Below are 16,214 nucleotides of genomic sequence, written 5' to 3'. Positions count from 1 at the left end.
GGGAGTGGCATTATGGATATTGCAAAATAGTAGTATGTACGATTATTTAGTAGTTGGAGCAGGTTTGTATGGAGCAGTTTTTGCTAATCAGGCCAAGGCTCAGGGAAAGTCTGTTTTGGTTATTGATAAAAGACCTAATATTGCAGGAAATGTTTTCACGGAGAAGATTGAAGGCATCAATGTACATAAGTATGGGGCACATATTTTCCATACTAATAATAAGAAAGTTTGGAATTTTGTTAATCGGTTTGCTGAATTTAACAGATTTACTAATTCACCGGTAGCAAATTATAAGGGGGAACTTTTTAGCTTGCCTTTTAATATGTATACTTTCAACAAGATGTGGGGAGTTGTTACACCAAGTGAAGCGCAGGCAAAGATTGAGGAGCAGAAGAAACAGGCTGGAATTACTGAACCTAAGAATTTGGAAGAACAGGCTATTTCTTTGGTAGGAACCGATATTTATGAAAAGTTGATTAAGGGTTACACAATGAAGCAGTGGGGAAGACCTTGCGATAAACTTCCTTCTTTCATTATTAAGAGATTGCCGGTTCGACTTACTTTTGATAATAATTATTTTAATGCACTTTATCAGGGGATTCCGGTAGGTGGATATACCAAGATGGTTGAAAATATGCTTGAGGGCATTGATGTAAAACTTGGAGTTGATTATTTTGATAACAAGAGTGAATATGATGCAATGGCTTCCAAGGTAGTTTACACAGGGGCTATTGATGCATATTTTGACTACAAGCTTGGAACTTTAGAGTACCGTTCAGTAAGATTTGAAAATGAAATCCTTGATATTCCTAATTTTCAGGGAAATGCAGCAGTTAATTATACTGATTCTGAAACACCTTGGACTCGTATTATTGAACATAAGTGGTTCGAGTTCGGAAAGGATGAAGAAGGTAATGACTTGCCTAAGACTGTTATTTCAAGAGAGTACAGTGCTGAATGGAAGCCGGGAGATGAACCTTACTATCCTGTGAACGACGAAAAGAATGGCGCTCTGTATGAGCAGTATAAAGAGTTAGCACAGAAGGAAGATAATATTATTTTTGGTGGCCGACTTGGTGAATATAAGTATTATGATATGGATGCAGTTATTGCGTCCGCACTTGAAATGAGTGAGAAGGAATTAGTTTAGGAAATTCCTAAAGAGGTTAAAATTTTTTGAATTGTAATATTTTTTGAATTACAATATTTTGGAATGAAAATATCTTTGAATTAAAGCATCTTTGAACTGACGTTGTGGGTTTGAAGATGTTTTTTGTTGGAAAAAACAAAAATAATGTATAAATAATTTATTATTGTAAATTTTTTTAACTCTGTGCTATAATATCTTTATGTTTATAAGGTGAAAACTTTATAAAATTAAAATATGCTGAAAAATATTATATTGAAAGGAGTACTACTTATGAGACATGAATTAGACCATATAGATGAACAGATTATTAAGTTGCTTCATGAGAACGCTCGTATTCCCCTTAAAACTATTGCGAGCCAGGTCTTTTTATCATCACCGGCAGTATCTGCCAGAATTGAAAGATTAGAACAGGCAGGAATTATTACAGGTTATACTGCAAAGGTTAACCCGGCAGAATTGGGTTATCATATTAAGGCATTTATAAACCTTGAGGTTAATCCGGGACAGAAGAAGGATTTCTATCCTTATATTAAAAGTTGTAACAATGTTATTGAATGTAACTGTGTTACAGGAGACTATGCAATGCTTGTTGAGGTAATGTTTAAGAGTACTGAGGAGCTTGATCACTTCATTGGAGAGCTTCAGACATTCGGAAGTACGAAGACTCAGATAGTATTCTCAACATCTGTAGAACATAGAGGAATTCCACTTTCTACAGAAGAAGAATAGAATTTAGTATATTTTTATAAATTAATTTGTTTTTATAATAGAAGTTGTAAAAAAGGAGCTGTGTGCTAATGATTTTAGCAATCGTTAGAACAACAGCTCTTTTTTAGTGTGCCATTACGAAGCGATTATAAGTATATAGAAGCAAGAATATGTGATTGTCTACCGGGTACAATCCTGGTAAATGATCTACACAACCTTTATTTATCGCATGTTTTTGAACATTTCACTATATTGAGTGAAAAAATGTTGTAGGAATAGAAATAAAATTTGTTGAAAAGTTTTCTCAAACGTGGTAAGGTATTGAATACGTAACTGCTTGTTATTTATTTAACAATTAAGAAGATGATTAATTATTGAAAGCATTTGCTATAAAATAATTTGAACGCTTAAGGGGAAGTCAATTAAATGAAAAGATTTGGTTGTTTAGAATGTATTCAAGTATTGATACTATCTTAATTGTTTGGAAGTACTCAAGTTTGATAATAATCAACAATTGAGAATCGAGAAAGAAAGGGAATGAATAAATATGAACAGTTTTATTTATTTAGCTCCGGTTGCAGGTGTTATAGCATTGATTTTTGCTTTTTATAAGGCAATGACTATTAACAAGAGCGAAGCCGGAAATGACAGAATGAAAGAAATCGCTTCAGCTATCGCTGAAGGTGCCAGAGCTTTCTTATTTGCAGAATATAAAGTTTTGGTTATTTTTGTAGCAGTATTATTTGTAGTTTTAGGATTTGGAATTAGCTGGCTTACAGCAGTTTGCTTCTTAGTTGGAGCATTATTCTCAACTTTGGCAGGTTATTTTGGCATGACAGTAGCTACAAAGGCTAACGTTCGCACAGCTAATGCAGCTAAAGAAAGCGGAATGAACAAAGCTTTATCAATCGCTTTTTCAGGCGGTGCTGTTATGGGTCTTAGCGTTGTAGGTCTTGGTATTATTGGAATAAGTGTTATCTTCATTATTCTTAATGCCACAGGCGAAGTTACAACAGACGCAGTAAGTATTCTTACAGGATTTAGCCTTGGTGCTTCATCAATCGCTCTTTTTGCAAGAGTTGGAGGTGGTATCTATACTAAGGCAGCAGACGTTGGAGCTGACCTTGTAGGTAAAGTAGAAGCAGGTATTCCTGAAGATGATCCAAGAAATCCTGCTGTTATCGCAGATAATGTAGGTGACAATGTAGGTGATGTTGCAGGCATGGGTGCTGACTTATTTGAAAGTTATGTTGGAGCTTTAGTTTCAGCTATTACACTTGGTCTTGTAGCAACAAATATTGGTAGTGCATCTCATTTTATGGCAGCTTTATTCCCACTTGTAATTGCAGGTGTTGGTATTGTTGCATCAGTTATCGCTACTTTCTTTGTTAGAGGAAAAGACGGTTCTGATCCACAGAAAGCACTTAATGCAGGTGAATATACAGCAACAGCATTAGTTATTATTGCTTCAGCTATTTTGAGTAATACATTCTTTGGTAACTTTAATGCATTTATCGCAATTATTGCTGGTCTTGTAGTTGGTACTATTATTGGTAAAGTTACAGAAATGTATACATCAGAAAAATATAAGAGCGTTCAGGAAATCGCTGAAAGCTCACAGACAGGTTCAGCAACTAACATTATTAGTGGTCTTTCAGTTGGTATGAAATCAACATGTATCCCTATTGTTGTTATTGCAATCGGAATCTTAGTTGCATTCCACTTCTGCGGAATGTATGGTATTGCTCTTGCAGCAGTTGGTATGCTTTCAACAACAGGTATGACAGTAGCAGTTGATGCTTACGGCCCAATCGCTGATAATGCCGGCGGTATTGCTGAAATGTCAGAACTTGACGAAAGTGTTAGAGATATTACAGACAAATTAGATGCAGTAGGAAATACTACAGCAGCTATTGGTAAGGGATTTGCTATTGGTTCAGCAGCTCTTACAGCTTTATCACTTTTTGTTTCTTTTGCGGAAACAGCAGGAATCACAAAGAACGGTATCAATATTTTAGATGCAAGCGTTGTAGTTGGTCTTTTCATTGGTGGTATGCTTCCATTTATGTTCTCAGCTTTGACAATGTCTTCAGTTGGTAAGGCTGCAAACAAGATGATTGAAGAAGTTCGTCGCCAGTTCAAAGAAAAACCAGGTATACTTAAGGGAACAGAAAAGCCTGACTATACATCATGTGTAGGTATTTCAACACAAGCAGCATTACATGAAATGATTGTTCCTGGTATCATGGCAGTTCTTGTGCCACTTGTTATTGGATTTTTACTTGGAGCAGAAGCTTTAGGTGGTATGCTTGCAGGTTCACTTGTAAGTGGTGTTATGATGGCAGTATTTATGGCAAATGCCGGTGGTGCTTGGGATAATGCTAAGAAGTTTATCGAAGGTGGTTTTGCCGGAGGTAAAGGAAGCGAAGCACACAAGGCAGCCGTAGTTGGTGATACAGTAGGTGATCCATTCAAGGATACATCAGGACCATCAATCAACATTCTTATTAAGTTAATGACAATTGTTTCACTTGTTTTTGCAACAGTAATTGCACAGTATGGTGGAATCTTATTCTAGATTAAAACGAAATTGATTGCTACGTATTGGTAATGAAGAAATTTATTATAAATAGTACGTCTATCTTAAAACTGTATATTGGAAGCCGTCACTTTATGAGAGAAAACATAAAGTGGTGGCTTCTCTTTTTTTCGCTTACAGTGTACAAGTCCAGTCATCCACCTGTGCTTGCACAAAGGTGGATGACTGGACTTAGGACACGCCCCAAGAATGAGCATAAAAGTGAAGCGAAAGCTTCACGATATGCGAATGCTTGGGAAGGATTGCGGGAGTGCGAAGCACGTAGCAATCCGGTAAGCAAAAAATGTAGTGGGAAAAGACTTGAGAAAGGATTGCGGGAGTGCGAAGCACGTAGCAATCCGGTAAGCAAAAAATGTAGTGGGAAAAGACTTGAGAAAGGATTGCGGGAGTGAAATTTGACAATAATGGGCAAACTGGTTTACATAAAACAAGAAAACAATATTATTATCGGATAGCGTACCCCAAATTTTTAAAAATAGTGAATTTTTGAGGTACGTTTATTGCCATTAAGCAAGTATAAGTAACATAGTGGTTTACATAATAATTAAAATGAAAGTCAATATGTGATGAATTGAAGACTGAAGCAAGAATATGTGATGTGATTAGTTTACATAACTTGAAAACGTACCACAAAATTTGGGAAAATGCGTTTTTTGTGGTACGCTTGCAAAAATTACGATAAGTTATGTTGAGTTCTGCCATCAACCCTTCTACTTAAGTGACACATTTTTGTTTTTATGCTATAATACTTTGCTAACAGACAAATTAAATGTGAGGGTTGTTATGAGTTTTGATTTTTATTATGTAGCACTTTTATTTTTTATTTATAGTTTCCTGGGCTGGTGCGTTGAGGTGGCGTTCGTTGCCATTACAGCAAGAAGAGTTGAGAACAGAGGATTCTTGAATGGGCCGGTTTGTCCTATTTATGGATGTGGAATGTTGGGAGTTATTGCAGCGATTACTCCATACAGGGACAATTTCATTTTGCTTTTCATTGGTGGGTTTATTATTTGTACAGCTGTTGAACTTTTTGGCGGCTGGGTTTTGGACAAAATTTTCCATATGAGATGGTGGGATTACACAAAGAACAAGTTTAATATTGGCGGCTATGTTTGCTTAAGGTTCAGTATTATGTGGGGTCTTGGTGTTGTGGCAGTGATGAAGCTTGTTCATCCACCGATTTTTGCTTTGGTTAGAAGGCTTCCAAAGATTGCAGGAATTATTATAATAAGTATTCTTGTTACTATTTTTGCAATAGATATGGTTGTTACTCTTAAGAATCTTATTGGTATCCGTAAGAGTTTGGGACAGCTTGACAAGGTGGCTGAGGACCTTAATAATCTTGGAAATCAGATTAAGGATGTTGTTGGAAATTCTGCAATTAATGTGGCAGACAGAGCTGAGGAAAGTCTTGAAAAGCTTGACGAGAGAACTGAAGAAAGCAGAGAAAAGTGGGCCAATGTCAGCGAAGCTGCAAAAGAAAAAATTGCAGAAGCAGTTGAACCGGCAAGAGAAAAATTTGCAGAGGCAGTTGAGCCGGCTAAAGAAAAACTTGCAGGTGCGGGAGAAGCTACTAGGGAGAAACTTGCAGGTGCAGGTAATGCAACTAAAGAGTTAATTTCCAACGCAGGTGGAGCTACAAAAGAAATTATCACAAATGCCGGAAGTGCCACAAAAGATATGATTTCCAGTGCCGGTAATGCAGCTAAGGATAAGCTTACTGCCGGTGCAGCTTCAAAGAGTAAAAATCAGAATTCTGCAATGAAAGAGAAATGGGCTATCCAGAGAGCTGAATTGGAAGCCAAGATGGATTCTTACATTGCTAAGATAAATATTTACAACAAGCATTCACTTAATTCTCTTCCAAAGTTGAATAAATCCGGAAAGAGTATTAATATAAAAGAGTACATTGAAATGCTTAAAAATAAAAAGGACGAATAAGAAGGTAGGTACAGTTATGAATTTTGAAGGAAAATCATTTTTGAAATTATTGGATTTTACACCGGAAGAGATTAGTGCCCTTATTGATTTGGCAGCCAATCTTAAGGCAAAGAAGAAAGCAGGAGAACTTGTAGATGTTCTTAAAGGAAAGAATATTGCTATTATTTTTGAAAAGACAAGTACTCGTACAAGATGTTCTTTTGAAGTAGCAGCTCACGATCTTGGAATGGGAGTTACTTATTTGGATCCAACAGGTTCACAGATTGGAAAGAAGGAAAGTATTCCTGACACAGCAAGAGTTTTGGGCCGTATGTTTGACGGTATTGAATATAGGGGATTTGAACAGACTATTGTAGAACAGTTGGCAGAATACGCAGGAGTTCCTGTTTGGAATGGACTTACAAATGAATTTCATCCAACACAGATTCTTGCAGATTTCTTAACTTTAAGAGAGAAGTTCGGACGTCTTAAGGGACTTAAGTTTGTATATATGGGCGATGCCCGTTACAATATGGGAAATTCACTTATGGTTGGTTGTGCAAAAATGGGTATGCATTTCGTAGCCTGTGCACCAAAGAAGTATTGGCCTGACGAGAAACTTATTGAAGAATGTAGAGAAGTAGCTAATGAAACAGGAGCAAAAATCGAATTCGAAGAAGATCCTATGGTTGCAACAAAGAATGCAAATGCTATTTACACTGATGTTTGGGTTTCAATGGGCGAACCTGATGAAGTTTGGGAAGAGCGTATTAATGACCTTCTTCCATATAGAGTAACAATGGATTTAATTAAGAATTCAGCAGAAAATGTTGTATTTATGCATTGTCTTCCTGCATTCCATGACCTTAATACTAAGATTGGAAAACAGATTCACGAGAAGTTTGGACTTACAGAAATGGAAGTTACAGACGAAGTATTTGAATCAAAGAATTCAGTAGTTTTTGATGAAGCAGAAAACAGAATGCACACAATTAAGGCAGTTATGGCAGCAACACTTGGTGCAAAGTTTTAATGAGATAATTAATCAAAAGTTGGGTATTTTGATATCCAAATTTTAAAATAAAAAAGATGTTGTGTAGTTTGCACAGCATCTTTTTTATGTATTAAAATCAAAATATAGTAATTTTTATTTTATTTTCGCTAACATTTTATTTGCAGTTTCATATATTTTCTCAGGTTCTTCACCTATATTAAATTCACCTTTTTCGTATAGAATATTTCCATTAACCATTGTGAGAACAACGTTTTGCTTTGAACCGCTGTAAACAAGGTTTTTTGTAATATTGTTAATTGGCTGCATATTAGGCTGGTTTAAGTCAATGACTATTAAATCGGCAAGTTTTCCACGGGATAAAGTGTCACAATTTCTAAGTCCCATAGCTCTGGCACCGCCAAGTGTAGCCATTTTAAGCACTTCATTGGCATCAACTGCTGATGCGTCTTTTTCTTTAAGCTTGGCAAGGGAAGTTGTAAGGAACATTTCCTTAAACATATCAAGGCAATTATTGCTGGCAGGTCCGTCGGTGCCAATTGCAATGTTAATTCCTTTTTTCATAAATTTTGAAATAGGAGCCACGCCGCTTGCTAACTTGGCATTAGAGCCGGGATTAGTTACAACGGACAAACCGTGTTTTTCAAAAACAGAAATATCATCCTTAGTCATATGGACGCAGTGATAGCCACCACCACCGTAGTTAAACATTCCAAGTCTGTCAAGAAAAACTGTCGGAGTTGTTCCATAACGGTCCAAACATTCTTTGACTTCTTTTTTTGTTTCTGAATTATGACAAAAAACAGGTGCCTGATGTTTCTTGGCAATGCTTGCCATACCTTCTAAAAGTTCCCGGGAGCACGTGTATTCAGCGTGAAAGCCAAGTTCGTAGCTTATAAGTGGATTGTAACCATTGTATTTCTTGTAGCATTCATCAATTTCTTCAACTGTCTGGGTAAAATTATTTAGCCCACCTGTCATTACAGTTCTAAATCCACAATCAATAGATGCCTGAATAACCGGATTAGGGCTAATGTACATATCAAAGTTTGAGGTGATTCCTGAAGTAAGGTATTCCATTATGGCGATTTTTGAAAAAGCATATATAAGATCGTCATTTAGCTTGGCTTCCATTGGAAAAACCTTCTCGTTAAGCCATCTGTCAAGTGGCAGATCATCAGCAAAAGAACGTAAAAAAGTCATTGCTGAATGTGTGTGGGCATCTTTAAAACCGGGCATAATTAGATTCCCGTTAAGGTTAATTTCCCTGTCCCATTTAATATTATTGTCCTGAGGCTTTCCAACGTATCCGATTAAATGGTCAAAAACCCAAACCTCACCACTTGAAAGTTCAGTTCCATTTTCAAGTGTTAAAATTGTTCCGTTAAAAAATCTAATATTCATATTTTTATAAGGCTTTTGCCGTCCTTTCTATTGAATTTGCATTTGATTATTTATGATATTTAGTAATTTATATTATAATAAAAATAATCTGAAATTTTAATAGGTTATGTATTATTTTCCATAAATAAATTAAATAAGTATTTTAGGCATAAATTACTAATAAAAAAAAGAAAATAGTGCAATAAAAAACAAAAAATAAGTTATGGATGTTTTGCAGGATTTTTTGAAAATTATACTTGCTTTGTGAAAAGTGATATGCTAATATTTATACAAACAAACGTTCGAATAAATGAAAGGGAGGGATTAAGTTTTGAGATTTTTACATTTAGCAGACCTTCATATAGGAAAGAGAGTTAATGAGTTTTCTATGATTGAAGATCAAAGGTATATATTGAATCAGATACTTGATATTGTTAAGGAACAGGAAGTTCAATGTGTTCTTATAGCAGGAGATATTTATGATAAGGCAGTTCCGTCAGCGGAAGCGGTGTTACTGTTAGATCAGTTTATTAGCAGGCTTGCAGAGATGAATGTTAAAGTTGTGGCAATTAGCGGAAACCATGACAGTCCTGAGAGAATAGGCTTTGGTGCTGAGATTATGAGTACCAGTGGAGTGTATATGAGTCATCCTTTTAATGGTAATGTTGAAAAGGTTACTTTGGAGGATGAATGTGGACCAATTAATATTTATATGCTTCCTTTTATTAAGCCGGCCGTAGTACGCCCTTTTTTCCAGGAAGAGGATGTTTCAAGCTATGATAGGGCTATGGAGATTGTTATTAATAGTATTTCAATTAATAAGGATGAGAGGAATGTTCTTTTGGCACATCAGTTTGTTAAAGGTGGAAGTATTTGTGAGTCAGAAGAAGTGTCAATAGGAGGCGTTGATCAGGTGTCAGCGGATTATTTTGAGAACTTTGATTATGTTGGATTAGGACATTTGCACGGTCCACAGACGATTGGCAGGGAAACTGTACGATATGCAGGAACCCCTCTTAAGTATTCTTTTTCTGAGGTTAATCATAAGAAATCAGCACTTATTTTTGATCTTAAGGAGAAGGGCAACATTGAAATAACTAAGATTCCTTTTAAACCTATTAGAGATATGAAGGAGATTAAGGGAACTTACGACCAGATTTCGGCAAGAGATTTCTATAAGGATATGAATACTCAGGATTATTATCATATAACATTAACTGATGAAGAAGATGTCCCGGAGGCAATAGGCAAGCTTAGAACTATTTATCCTAATATTATGCGACTTGATTATGATAATACAAGAACCAGAACTAATAATGCTGTAACAGAGATAGAGAATATTGAGTTAAAATCACCACTAGAGTTGTTTAAGGAGTTTTATGTAATCAGAAACAATCAGGACATGTCACCGGAACAGGAGAAGTTGGCAATGGACCTTATTGAGAAGATATGGGAGGATGCATAATGAGACCAATTAAGTTAATAATATCGGCATTCGGACCTTATGCAGAATGCGAAACTATAGATTTTGAAAAATTAGGAAATAAAGGTCTTTATTTGATTACGGGAGATACCGGAGCAGGAAAGACTACTATTTTTGACGCAATTACATATGTTTTATATGGAAAGTCCAGTGGAAAGACCAGGTCTTCGTCTATGCTTAGAAGCAAGTATGCAAAGCCTGATGTTCCAACTTTTGTAAAGATGGAATTTGAGTATAGGAACAAAAAGTATGTTATTGAGCGTAATCCTGAATATGAGCGACCTAAGATTCATGGAGAGGGAACCACAACTCAGGGTGCTAATGCTACGTTAATTTATCCAGACAAAGATACTCCTGTTACCGGAAGTAGTAATGTTACTGTTGCCATTAATGAGTTAATAGGATTAGATTATGAACAGTTTACTCAGATAGCCATGATAGCACAGAATGATTTTCTTAAGTTGTTATTGGCAGATACTGATGAGAGAAGAAAGATTTTTAGCAAAATTTTTAATACATATCCATATGAGAAACTTCAGCTTAAGCTGGGAGATGAGGCAAAAAGACTTAGAAGATTGGTAGATGATCAGAATAAGAGTATAGGTCAGTATATAGATGGGATTAGATGTGGCGATAGTTTTGTAGCAAGGCAACAGCTTGAAGCTATAAAGAATAACAAGACAGAGAATGGTATTGAGAATACAATTGATTTCATTGAGGAACTTATTAACAATGATCAGGATTTGTTAAAAGTTATTAACGAAAGGATAATAAAAACCGAAAAAGCTCTTTCAGATGTTGATAAAAAGTTAGTTGAGGTTAATAGGGACAATTCTGCAAAAAAACAGAAGTTGAACGCGGAACAATTTATTGAGTCGAATAAGCCTAACTTGGAAGTACTGGAGAAGAGAGTAGAATTATGCAAAGAAGAAGAGCCTGTTCGTAAGGAATTAGAGTACAAAATTAAAGAACAGGAACAGCTTATGCCAAGGTATGACAAGCTTTTTGACACTGAAAAAGAGTATGTCAATGAACTTAAGTTAATTAAGACTAAAGGAAGTGAATTTGAGTCTTTATGTAAAGATATTGAGAATTTAAATAAGGTGTTGGCTACTAACAAAGAGAATCTTCAGAAGTTAAAAGATGCAGATGCCGTATTGGTAAAAATCGAAAATGCAAAAACAGGTTATGATAATGTAAAAAAGAACTTATCAAACATTATAAATCAGTGTAATGATTATGAAGGAAAGAATCATGAGCTAGAGCTACTTCAACAGAGAGCCATAAAAGCCAATGATAGTTGGGAAACTAAGAGCAATGAATGTGCAGCTGTAGAGAAGACATTCTTAAATCAGCAGGCAGGAATCCTTGCAGGTAACCTTAGAGATGGAGAACCGTGTATAGTTTGTGGCTCAACTGTTCACCCTAATCCGTTTAAGCTAATGGATAAGCAGATAACAGAAAAGATGGTTGAAGATGCAAAGAATAAGGTTAATGAACTTAAAGCTATTGCAACGAATTACAGTAACAAAGCAGGAATGCAGAAGGGTATTGTTGATACATTATACGAGAGTATAGTAGAGAATTTCAGAAATCTAAAAGAGATATTTAAAGAAGTTTTAGAAGAAAGAGCAATTAATACTGTTTCAGATATAAAAGCCTGGTCAGATGAAAAATTGGTTAAAGTAGAGGAGGCTATTTCTAAAAACAATGGATATTATGAAATTGCTAAAAATAATGTTCAGGTTAAGGAACAGATTGAAAAACAGATTTCGGAAACAGAAGAACAAATAAACAACAACAATAATAAAAAAGATATTTTAAATAGTGATATTTCTAATTTGAAAATTAAAAATCGCGAAAATGCAATATTATTGGAACAGCTTAGGGAAAAACTTGAATTTCAAAGTAGGAAAGATGCGGAAAGCAATTTAAATCAGCTAAAGATTAACTTATCTGAATTAGAGAATAAAGCTACACAAGCTTTGAATAGTTATGATAAATGTAAGAAGTCTATTGATGATGCTAATGCAACAATAAAGACTATTGAAGAGCAGTTAAAGGATTCAAAAAACTATGATTTGGAACAGCTTATTTCTGAAAGCAACAAGTTGCAGGAAGAAAAGAAAGCTGTAAACAATCAGAGAAATGATGTATCCATAAGAATAGAAATTAACACAGGAGCACTTGAAAATATTAAGACAAACTTGAATAAATTAGTTACTACTGAAGAAAAATATAAGTGGGTTAATGCCCTAGCTCAAACAGCCAATGGTAATATAAACGGAAAGAGCAAAATAGCATTAGAAACTTATGTTCAGATTAGTTATTTTGAAAGAATAATTAACAGAGCTAATTTAAGATTTATGAAAATGACTAACGGCCAGTATGAACTAAAAAGAAGCACCGAATCTGATGATCAAAGAAGTAAGACAGGTTTAGAGCTTAATGTTATAGATCACTATAATGGTACAGAACGTGATGTTAGAACATTATCAGGTGGTGAATCTTTTAAAGCGTCATTGTCTTTAGCATTAGGATTATCCGATGAAATTCATTGCGCAGCAGGTGGAATAAAAATAGACACACTTTTTGTTGATGAAGGCTTTGGAACATTAGATGAAGATTCACTAAACAGTGCAATCGAAGCCCTTAATACTTTAACAGAAGGAGACAGATTAGTAGGAATTATCTCTCATGTTCAAGAATTAAAAACAAGAATCGATAGAAAAATAATCGTTTCCAAAAACAAGGTTAAAGGCAGCAAAGTTGCAGTGGAGATTTAGTGACAAGAATATTTTCTTTAAATTTCCACATACTAACTCCAAAGCTAAAATTTGCAATGGAGGAAATTAGTATGAAGGCAACAGGTATTGTGCGCAGAATAGATGACTTAGGTCGCGTGGTTGTACCTAAAGAGATTAGAAGAACTTTAAGAATCCGAGAAGGAGATCCAATGGAGATTTTTACTAATCACGATGGGGAAATTATACTTAAGAAATATTCACCTATTGGAGAGATTGAAATGTTTGCAAAACAATATGCAGATGTTATGGCACAGGTTTCAGGACAGAGAGTTCTCATAAGTGACAGAGATCAGATTATTGCTGTTGCAGGGGGAGTAAAAAAAGACAAAATAGGAATGGCTGTAAGTTCCCAGTTAGAAGAGTTAATGTCGAACAGAGACGTGAAAAACGGAGATGAACAACAGAAACTTTTTGAGATAATAAAGGGAGAAGAGCCTGAACAATGTGGTCAGATTATTTATCCAATCATATGTGAAGGTGATGTTATTGGAAGCGTTATTGTTTTGGCTAAAGATGAAAATAATAAGGTAAGCGTAACAGATCAAAAACTGGCAGGAGTAGCCGCAGCTTTCCTAGGAAGACAGATGGAGTCATAGTAGTAGGCAATAGATTTGTGAAAATAGCTCAAAGAAAAAGCTAAAAAGTTGAAAAAAGATACTTTTTAACCAAAAAATTCCCTGCAGAAAGCTCTTTAAATGGAGTAATTATCTTGACAAAGCCTATTAAATGGAGTATAAACTGTATAGTATGATACGGAATCAGTATCGGATATATTTTCAAGGAGGAATTAAAATGAACAAGACAGAATTTATCGCAGCTATTGCTGAAGAAGCTGGACTTTCAAAGACAGATGCTGCAAAGGCTGTTAAGGCTTTTACAGATGTAGTAGTAGAAGAAATGAAGAAAGGTGAAAAGATTCAGTTAGTAGGATTCGGAACATTCGAAGTTTCAAAGAGACCTGAACGTCAGGGAATCAATCCTGCAACAAAGGAAAAAATCACTATCGCAGCAGCTAACGTACCTAAGTTCAAAGCTGGTGCAGGTTTAAAGAATGCACTTAATTAATAAATAAAAGTTCATTAGAAGATATAAGGACTGTTACAAAGTAACGGTCCTTTTTGTTATACACGACGAGCCAAATATACGCATACAGCTTTTTATGCTTGCATAAGAAAAGCTGTATGCGTATATTTGGCGACCGTATAATCACTGAGAAGAAGCGGAGCGGATTCGAAGTGTTATGCGGGAAGCGAAGCTTCGTCGTGTATAACAAAATAAAAGTAGTAGTAACCAACCGTATAATCACTGAGAAGAAGCGGAGCGGATTCGAAGTGTTATGCGGGAAGCGAAGCTTCGTCGTGTATAACAAAATAAAAGTAGTAGTAACCAACCGTATAATCACTGAGAAGAAGCGGAGCGGATTCGAAGTGTTATACGGGAAGCGGAGCTTCGTCGTGTATAACAAAATAAAAGTAGTAGTAACCAACCGTATAATCACTGAGAAGAAGCGTAGCGGATTCGAAGTGTTATACGTGAAGCGAAGCTTCGCCGTGTATAACAAAATAAAGCACACAAAGTAATGGAGGAAAAAATGAGAATTGACAAATTTTTAAAGGTTTCAAGAATTATAAAAAGAAGAACTGTTGCCAACGAAGCATGTGATGCAGGCAGGGTTCTTGTAAACGACAGGGTTGTAAAGGCATCTTATGATGTAAAAGTTAACGACATTATACAGATTCAGTTTGGTCAGAGAACAGTTAAGGTTCAGGTTCTAAACCTTAATGAAACAGTTAAGAAAGAAAATGCCACAGAAATGTACAAAGATTTAAGCTGATATAGAATATTTTTACATAATTCAGCAACTTTAAGAATATACTGTCCTATAAAAGGATAAGGTAGGATTGTATGGAACAAAGTTTAGGTTCAAAACAGAATTTAGGTTCAAAGCAAAATCAAATAACTAAACCACATAAGCTGGTTTTGGACAACAGAAAGAGAACAAACTTAACAGGAATAGAGGACGTTGTTGAATTTGATACCACACAGATAGTGCTGGAATCATCTATGGGAATGTTGGTTATTAAAGGAGCGGACTTGAAAATTACCAGACTTAGCATCGAAAAAGGAGAGGCTGATATTGATGGTAGTGTGAATAGCGTTATTTATTCTCAGATAAAGAACTATGGTGAAAAAGGTAAGTCGGTTTTGAAGAGGATGTTTAGTTAATGAGTCCTGCAATAAATGAGGAACTTCTTGTTCTTGCGATGTGTGCATATGGCGGACTTGTTCTTATGGTTTGCTATGATGCCATAAGAATATTTAGGAGAGTTTTTAGAGCCTCCATAATTAGGGTTATTGTAGAAGATGTTATCTTTTGGACAGTGGCGGCACTTTTTATATTTCAAATATTTTTTAAGTACAACTACGGAAGACCAAGATATTATGGAGTGATAGCCGTTCTTGGAACAATGGCATTGTTTGAGTGGCTTGTGGGAAAGAGAGTTGTTGAAAAATGTGCAGTGATTTTGACAAAAATTATGAAGACATTGTTAAAACCGTTGAAAAAACTAAAAAAAGTGATTACTATAAAAAGTAAGAGTATTCTGACAAAACATAAAAGCAGAAAAAACAGTCATACAAATAAAAATACAAAAAATAAAAAGACGGATAAACGTCAGAAAGAATTAACATATAAAAAGAGCAAAAGTCAGAAGAAAACAGGACAAAGACTGAAAGTTTAAGCAAAAAAATAGATAGAAATAGGGTGAAGTAATGGAAGAAAACAAAAGAGCGGCAGGAAGGTTAAATGAGATTCGTCAGCGAAGAATAAGAAACAGACGAATGATAGTTGGAATATCTTTTGTTGTTTTTGCCTTTTGTATTGTTATGGGAATACAGATGGTACAAAAAAATAGTAACTTAAAGAAGCTTAAAGAGCAGGAAAGTAAGCTTGCACAACAGTATCAGCAGGAATTGCAAATATCTGAGAACCTTAAGGATAAGGAACAGTACGTACATACAGACGAATATTTGGAAGAAATGGCAAGAAAGCTAGGATTGTTATATCCTGATGAAGTAATCTTTAAGCCGGAAGACTAAAAAATCCAATTCAAATTAAAAATTAAATTCGAAAATCTAATCTGAAAATTAAA

The 16,214-nt window shown here is 35.2% G+C and carries 15 protein-coding genes; 14 read left to right on the top strand and 1 reads right to left on the bottom strand.

Translation table 11 applies throughout. From position 1 onward, the window contains the following. The first annotated feature begins 34 nt into the window (after positions 1–34). The 6 genes from glf to argF all read left to right on the top strand — a co-directional run bounded on the left by glf (position 35) and on the right by argF (position 7,410). A complete protein-coding gene (gene glf, locus NQ558_RS01285; protein ID WP_005362476.1) occupies positions 35–1,150 on the top strand; it encodes a UDP-galactopyranose mutase in 1,116 nt (371 codons plus the stop codon). Positions 1,151–1,420: 270 nt separating this feature from the next. Next, the gene (locus tag NQ558_RS01280) at positions 1,421–1,879 is read left to right on the top strand and encodes an Lrp/AsnC family transcriptional regulator (protein WP_040446949.1); all 459 of its coding nucleotides are present in this window, start codon (positions 1,421–1,423) and stop codon (positions 1,877–1,879) included. A gap of 526 nt (positions 1,880–2,405) precedes the next feature. Further along, positions 2,406–4,436, top strand: a complete 2,031-nt coding sequence (locus NQ558_RS01275; protein ID WP_005362479.1) for a sodium-translocating pyrophosphatase — start codon at positions 2,406–2,408, stop codon at positions 4,434–4,436. Between the two features lie 182 nt (positions 4,437–4,618). Then, positions 4,619–4,849, top strand: coding sequence for a hypothetical protein (locus NQ558_RS01270; protein ID WP_259907604.1), 231 nt, complete (start codon positions 4,619–4,621; stop codon positions 4,847–4,849). Between the two features lie 391 nt (positions 4,850–5,240). Then, the gene (locus NQ558_RS01265) at positions 5,241–6,398 is read left to right on the top strand and encodes a putative ABC transporter permease (RefSeq protein WP_005362484.1); all 1,158 of its coding nucleotides are present in this window, start codon (positions 5,241–5,243) and stop codon (positions 6,396–6,398) included. A gap of 16 nt (positions 6,399–6,414) precedes the next feature. Then, positions 6,415–7,410, top strand: coding sequence for an ornithine carbamoyltransferase (gene argF / locus NQ558_RS01260; protein ID WP_005362486.1), 996 nt, complete (start codon positions 6,415–6,417; stop codon positions 7,408–7,410). A 114-nt stretch (positions 7,411–7,524) separates the two neighbouring features. Here argF and NQ558_RS01255 read toward each other — a convergent pair whose 3' ends face one another. Next, entirely contained in the window at positions 7,525–8,793 is a 1,269-nt protein-coding gene (locus NQ558_RS01255) for an amidohydrolase (RefSeq protein WP_005362487.1), read from the bottom strand. 310 nt (positions 8,794–9,103) lie between these two features. On the opposite strand from NQ558_RS01255, the gene NQ558_RS01250 reads away from it, so the two are divergent. The 8 genes from NQ558_RS01250 (at position 9,104) to NQ558_RS01215 (ending at position 16,161) form a co-directional block, all read left to right on the top strand. Further along, positions 9,104–10,237 carry an exonuclease SbcCD subunit D gene (locus NQ558_RS01250; protein ID WP_040446953.1) on the top strand — a complete coding sequence of 378 codons (1,134 nt, stop codon included), beginning with the start codon at positions 9,104–9,106 and terminating at the stop codon, positions 10,235–10,237. Further along, complete coding sequence (locus NQ558_RS01245) at positions 10,237–13,041, top strand: AAA family ATPase (RefSeq protein ID WP_005362489.1); 2,805 nt, start codon at positions 10,237–10,239, stop codon at positions 13,039–13,041. Before NQ558_RS01250 ends, NQ558_RS01245 begins: the two co-directional genes overlap by 1 nt. A gap of 71 nt (positions 13,042–13,112) precedes the next feature. After that, a complete protein-coding gene (locus NQ558_RS01240) occupies positions 13,113–13,658 on the top strand; it encodes a stage V sporulation T C-terminal domain-containing protein (RefSeq protein WP_040446954.1) in 546 nt (181 codons plus the stop codon). Between the two features lie 196 nt (positions 13,659–13,854). Then, entirely contained in the window at positions 13,855–14,127 is a 273-nt protein-coding gene (locus NQ558_RS01235) for an HU family DNA-binding protein (protein ID WP_040446958.1), read from the top strand. A gap of 526 nt (positions 14,128–14,653) precedes the next feature. Then, a complete protein-coding gene (locus tag NQ558_RS01230; RefSeq protein WP_040446960.1) occupies positions 14,654–14,896 on the top strand; it encodes an RNA-binding S4 domain-containing protein in 243 nt (80 codons plus the stop codon). Between the two features lie 71 nt (positions 14,897–14,967). Continuing rightward, positions 14,968–15,288, top strand: a complete 321-nt coding sequence (yabP, locus tag NQ558_RS01225) for a sporulation protein YabP (protein WP_005362496.1) — start codon at positions 14,968–14,970, stop codon at positions 15,286–15,288. Continuing rightward, positions 15,288–15,803 (top strand): spore cortex biosynthesis protein YabQ, encoded by a 516-nt coding sequence (gene yabQ, locus NQ558_RS01220; RefSeq protein ID WP_005362497.1) that lies wholly within the window; start codon positions 15,288–15,290, stop codon positions 15,801–15,803. The genes yabP and yabQ overlap by 1 nt, the downstream gene beginning before the upstream one ends. 31 nt (positions 15,804–15,834) lie before the next feature. Continuing rightward, the gene (locus NQ558_RS01215) at positions 15,835–16,161 is read left to right on the top strand and encodes a septum formation initiator family protein (RefSeq protein ID WP_005362498.1); all 327 of its coding nucleotides are present in this window, start codon (positions 15,835–15,837) and stop codon (positions 16,159–16,161) included. Positions 16,162–16,214 lie beyond the last annotated feature (53 nt).

It is taken from the genome of Eubacterium ventriosum (assembly GCF_025150745.1).
GTDB classification, from domain to species: Bacteria; Bacillota; Clostridia; order Lachnospirales; family Lachnospiraceae; genus Eubacterium_G; species Eubacterium_G ventriosum.
Note: the sequence above shows the minus strand (reverse complement) of the source record. Positions and strands in the feature narration are given on the sequence as shown.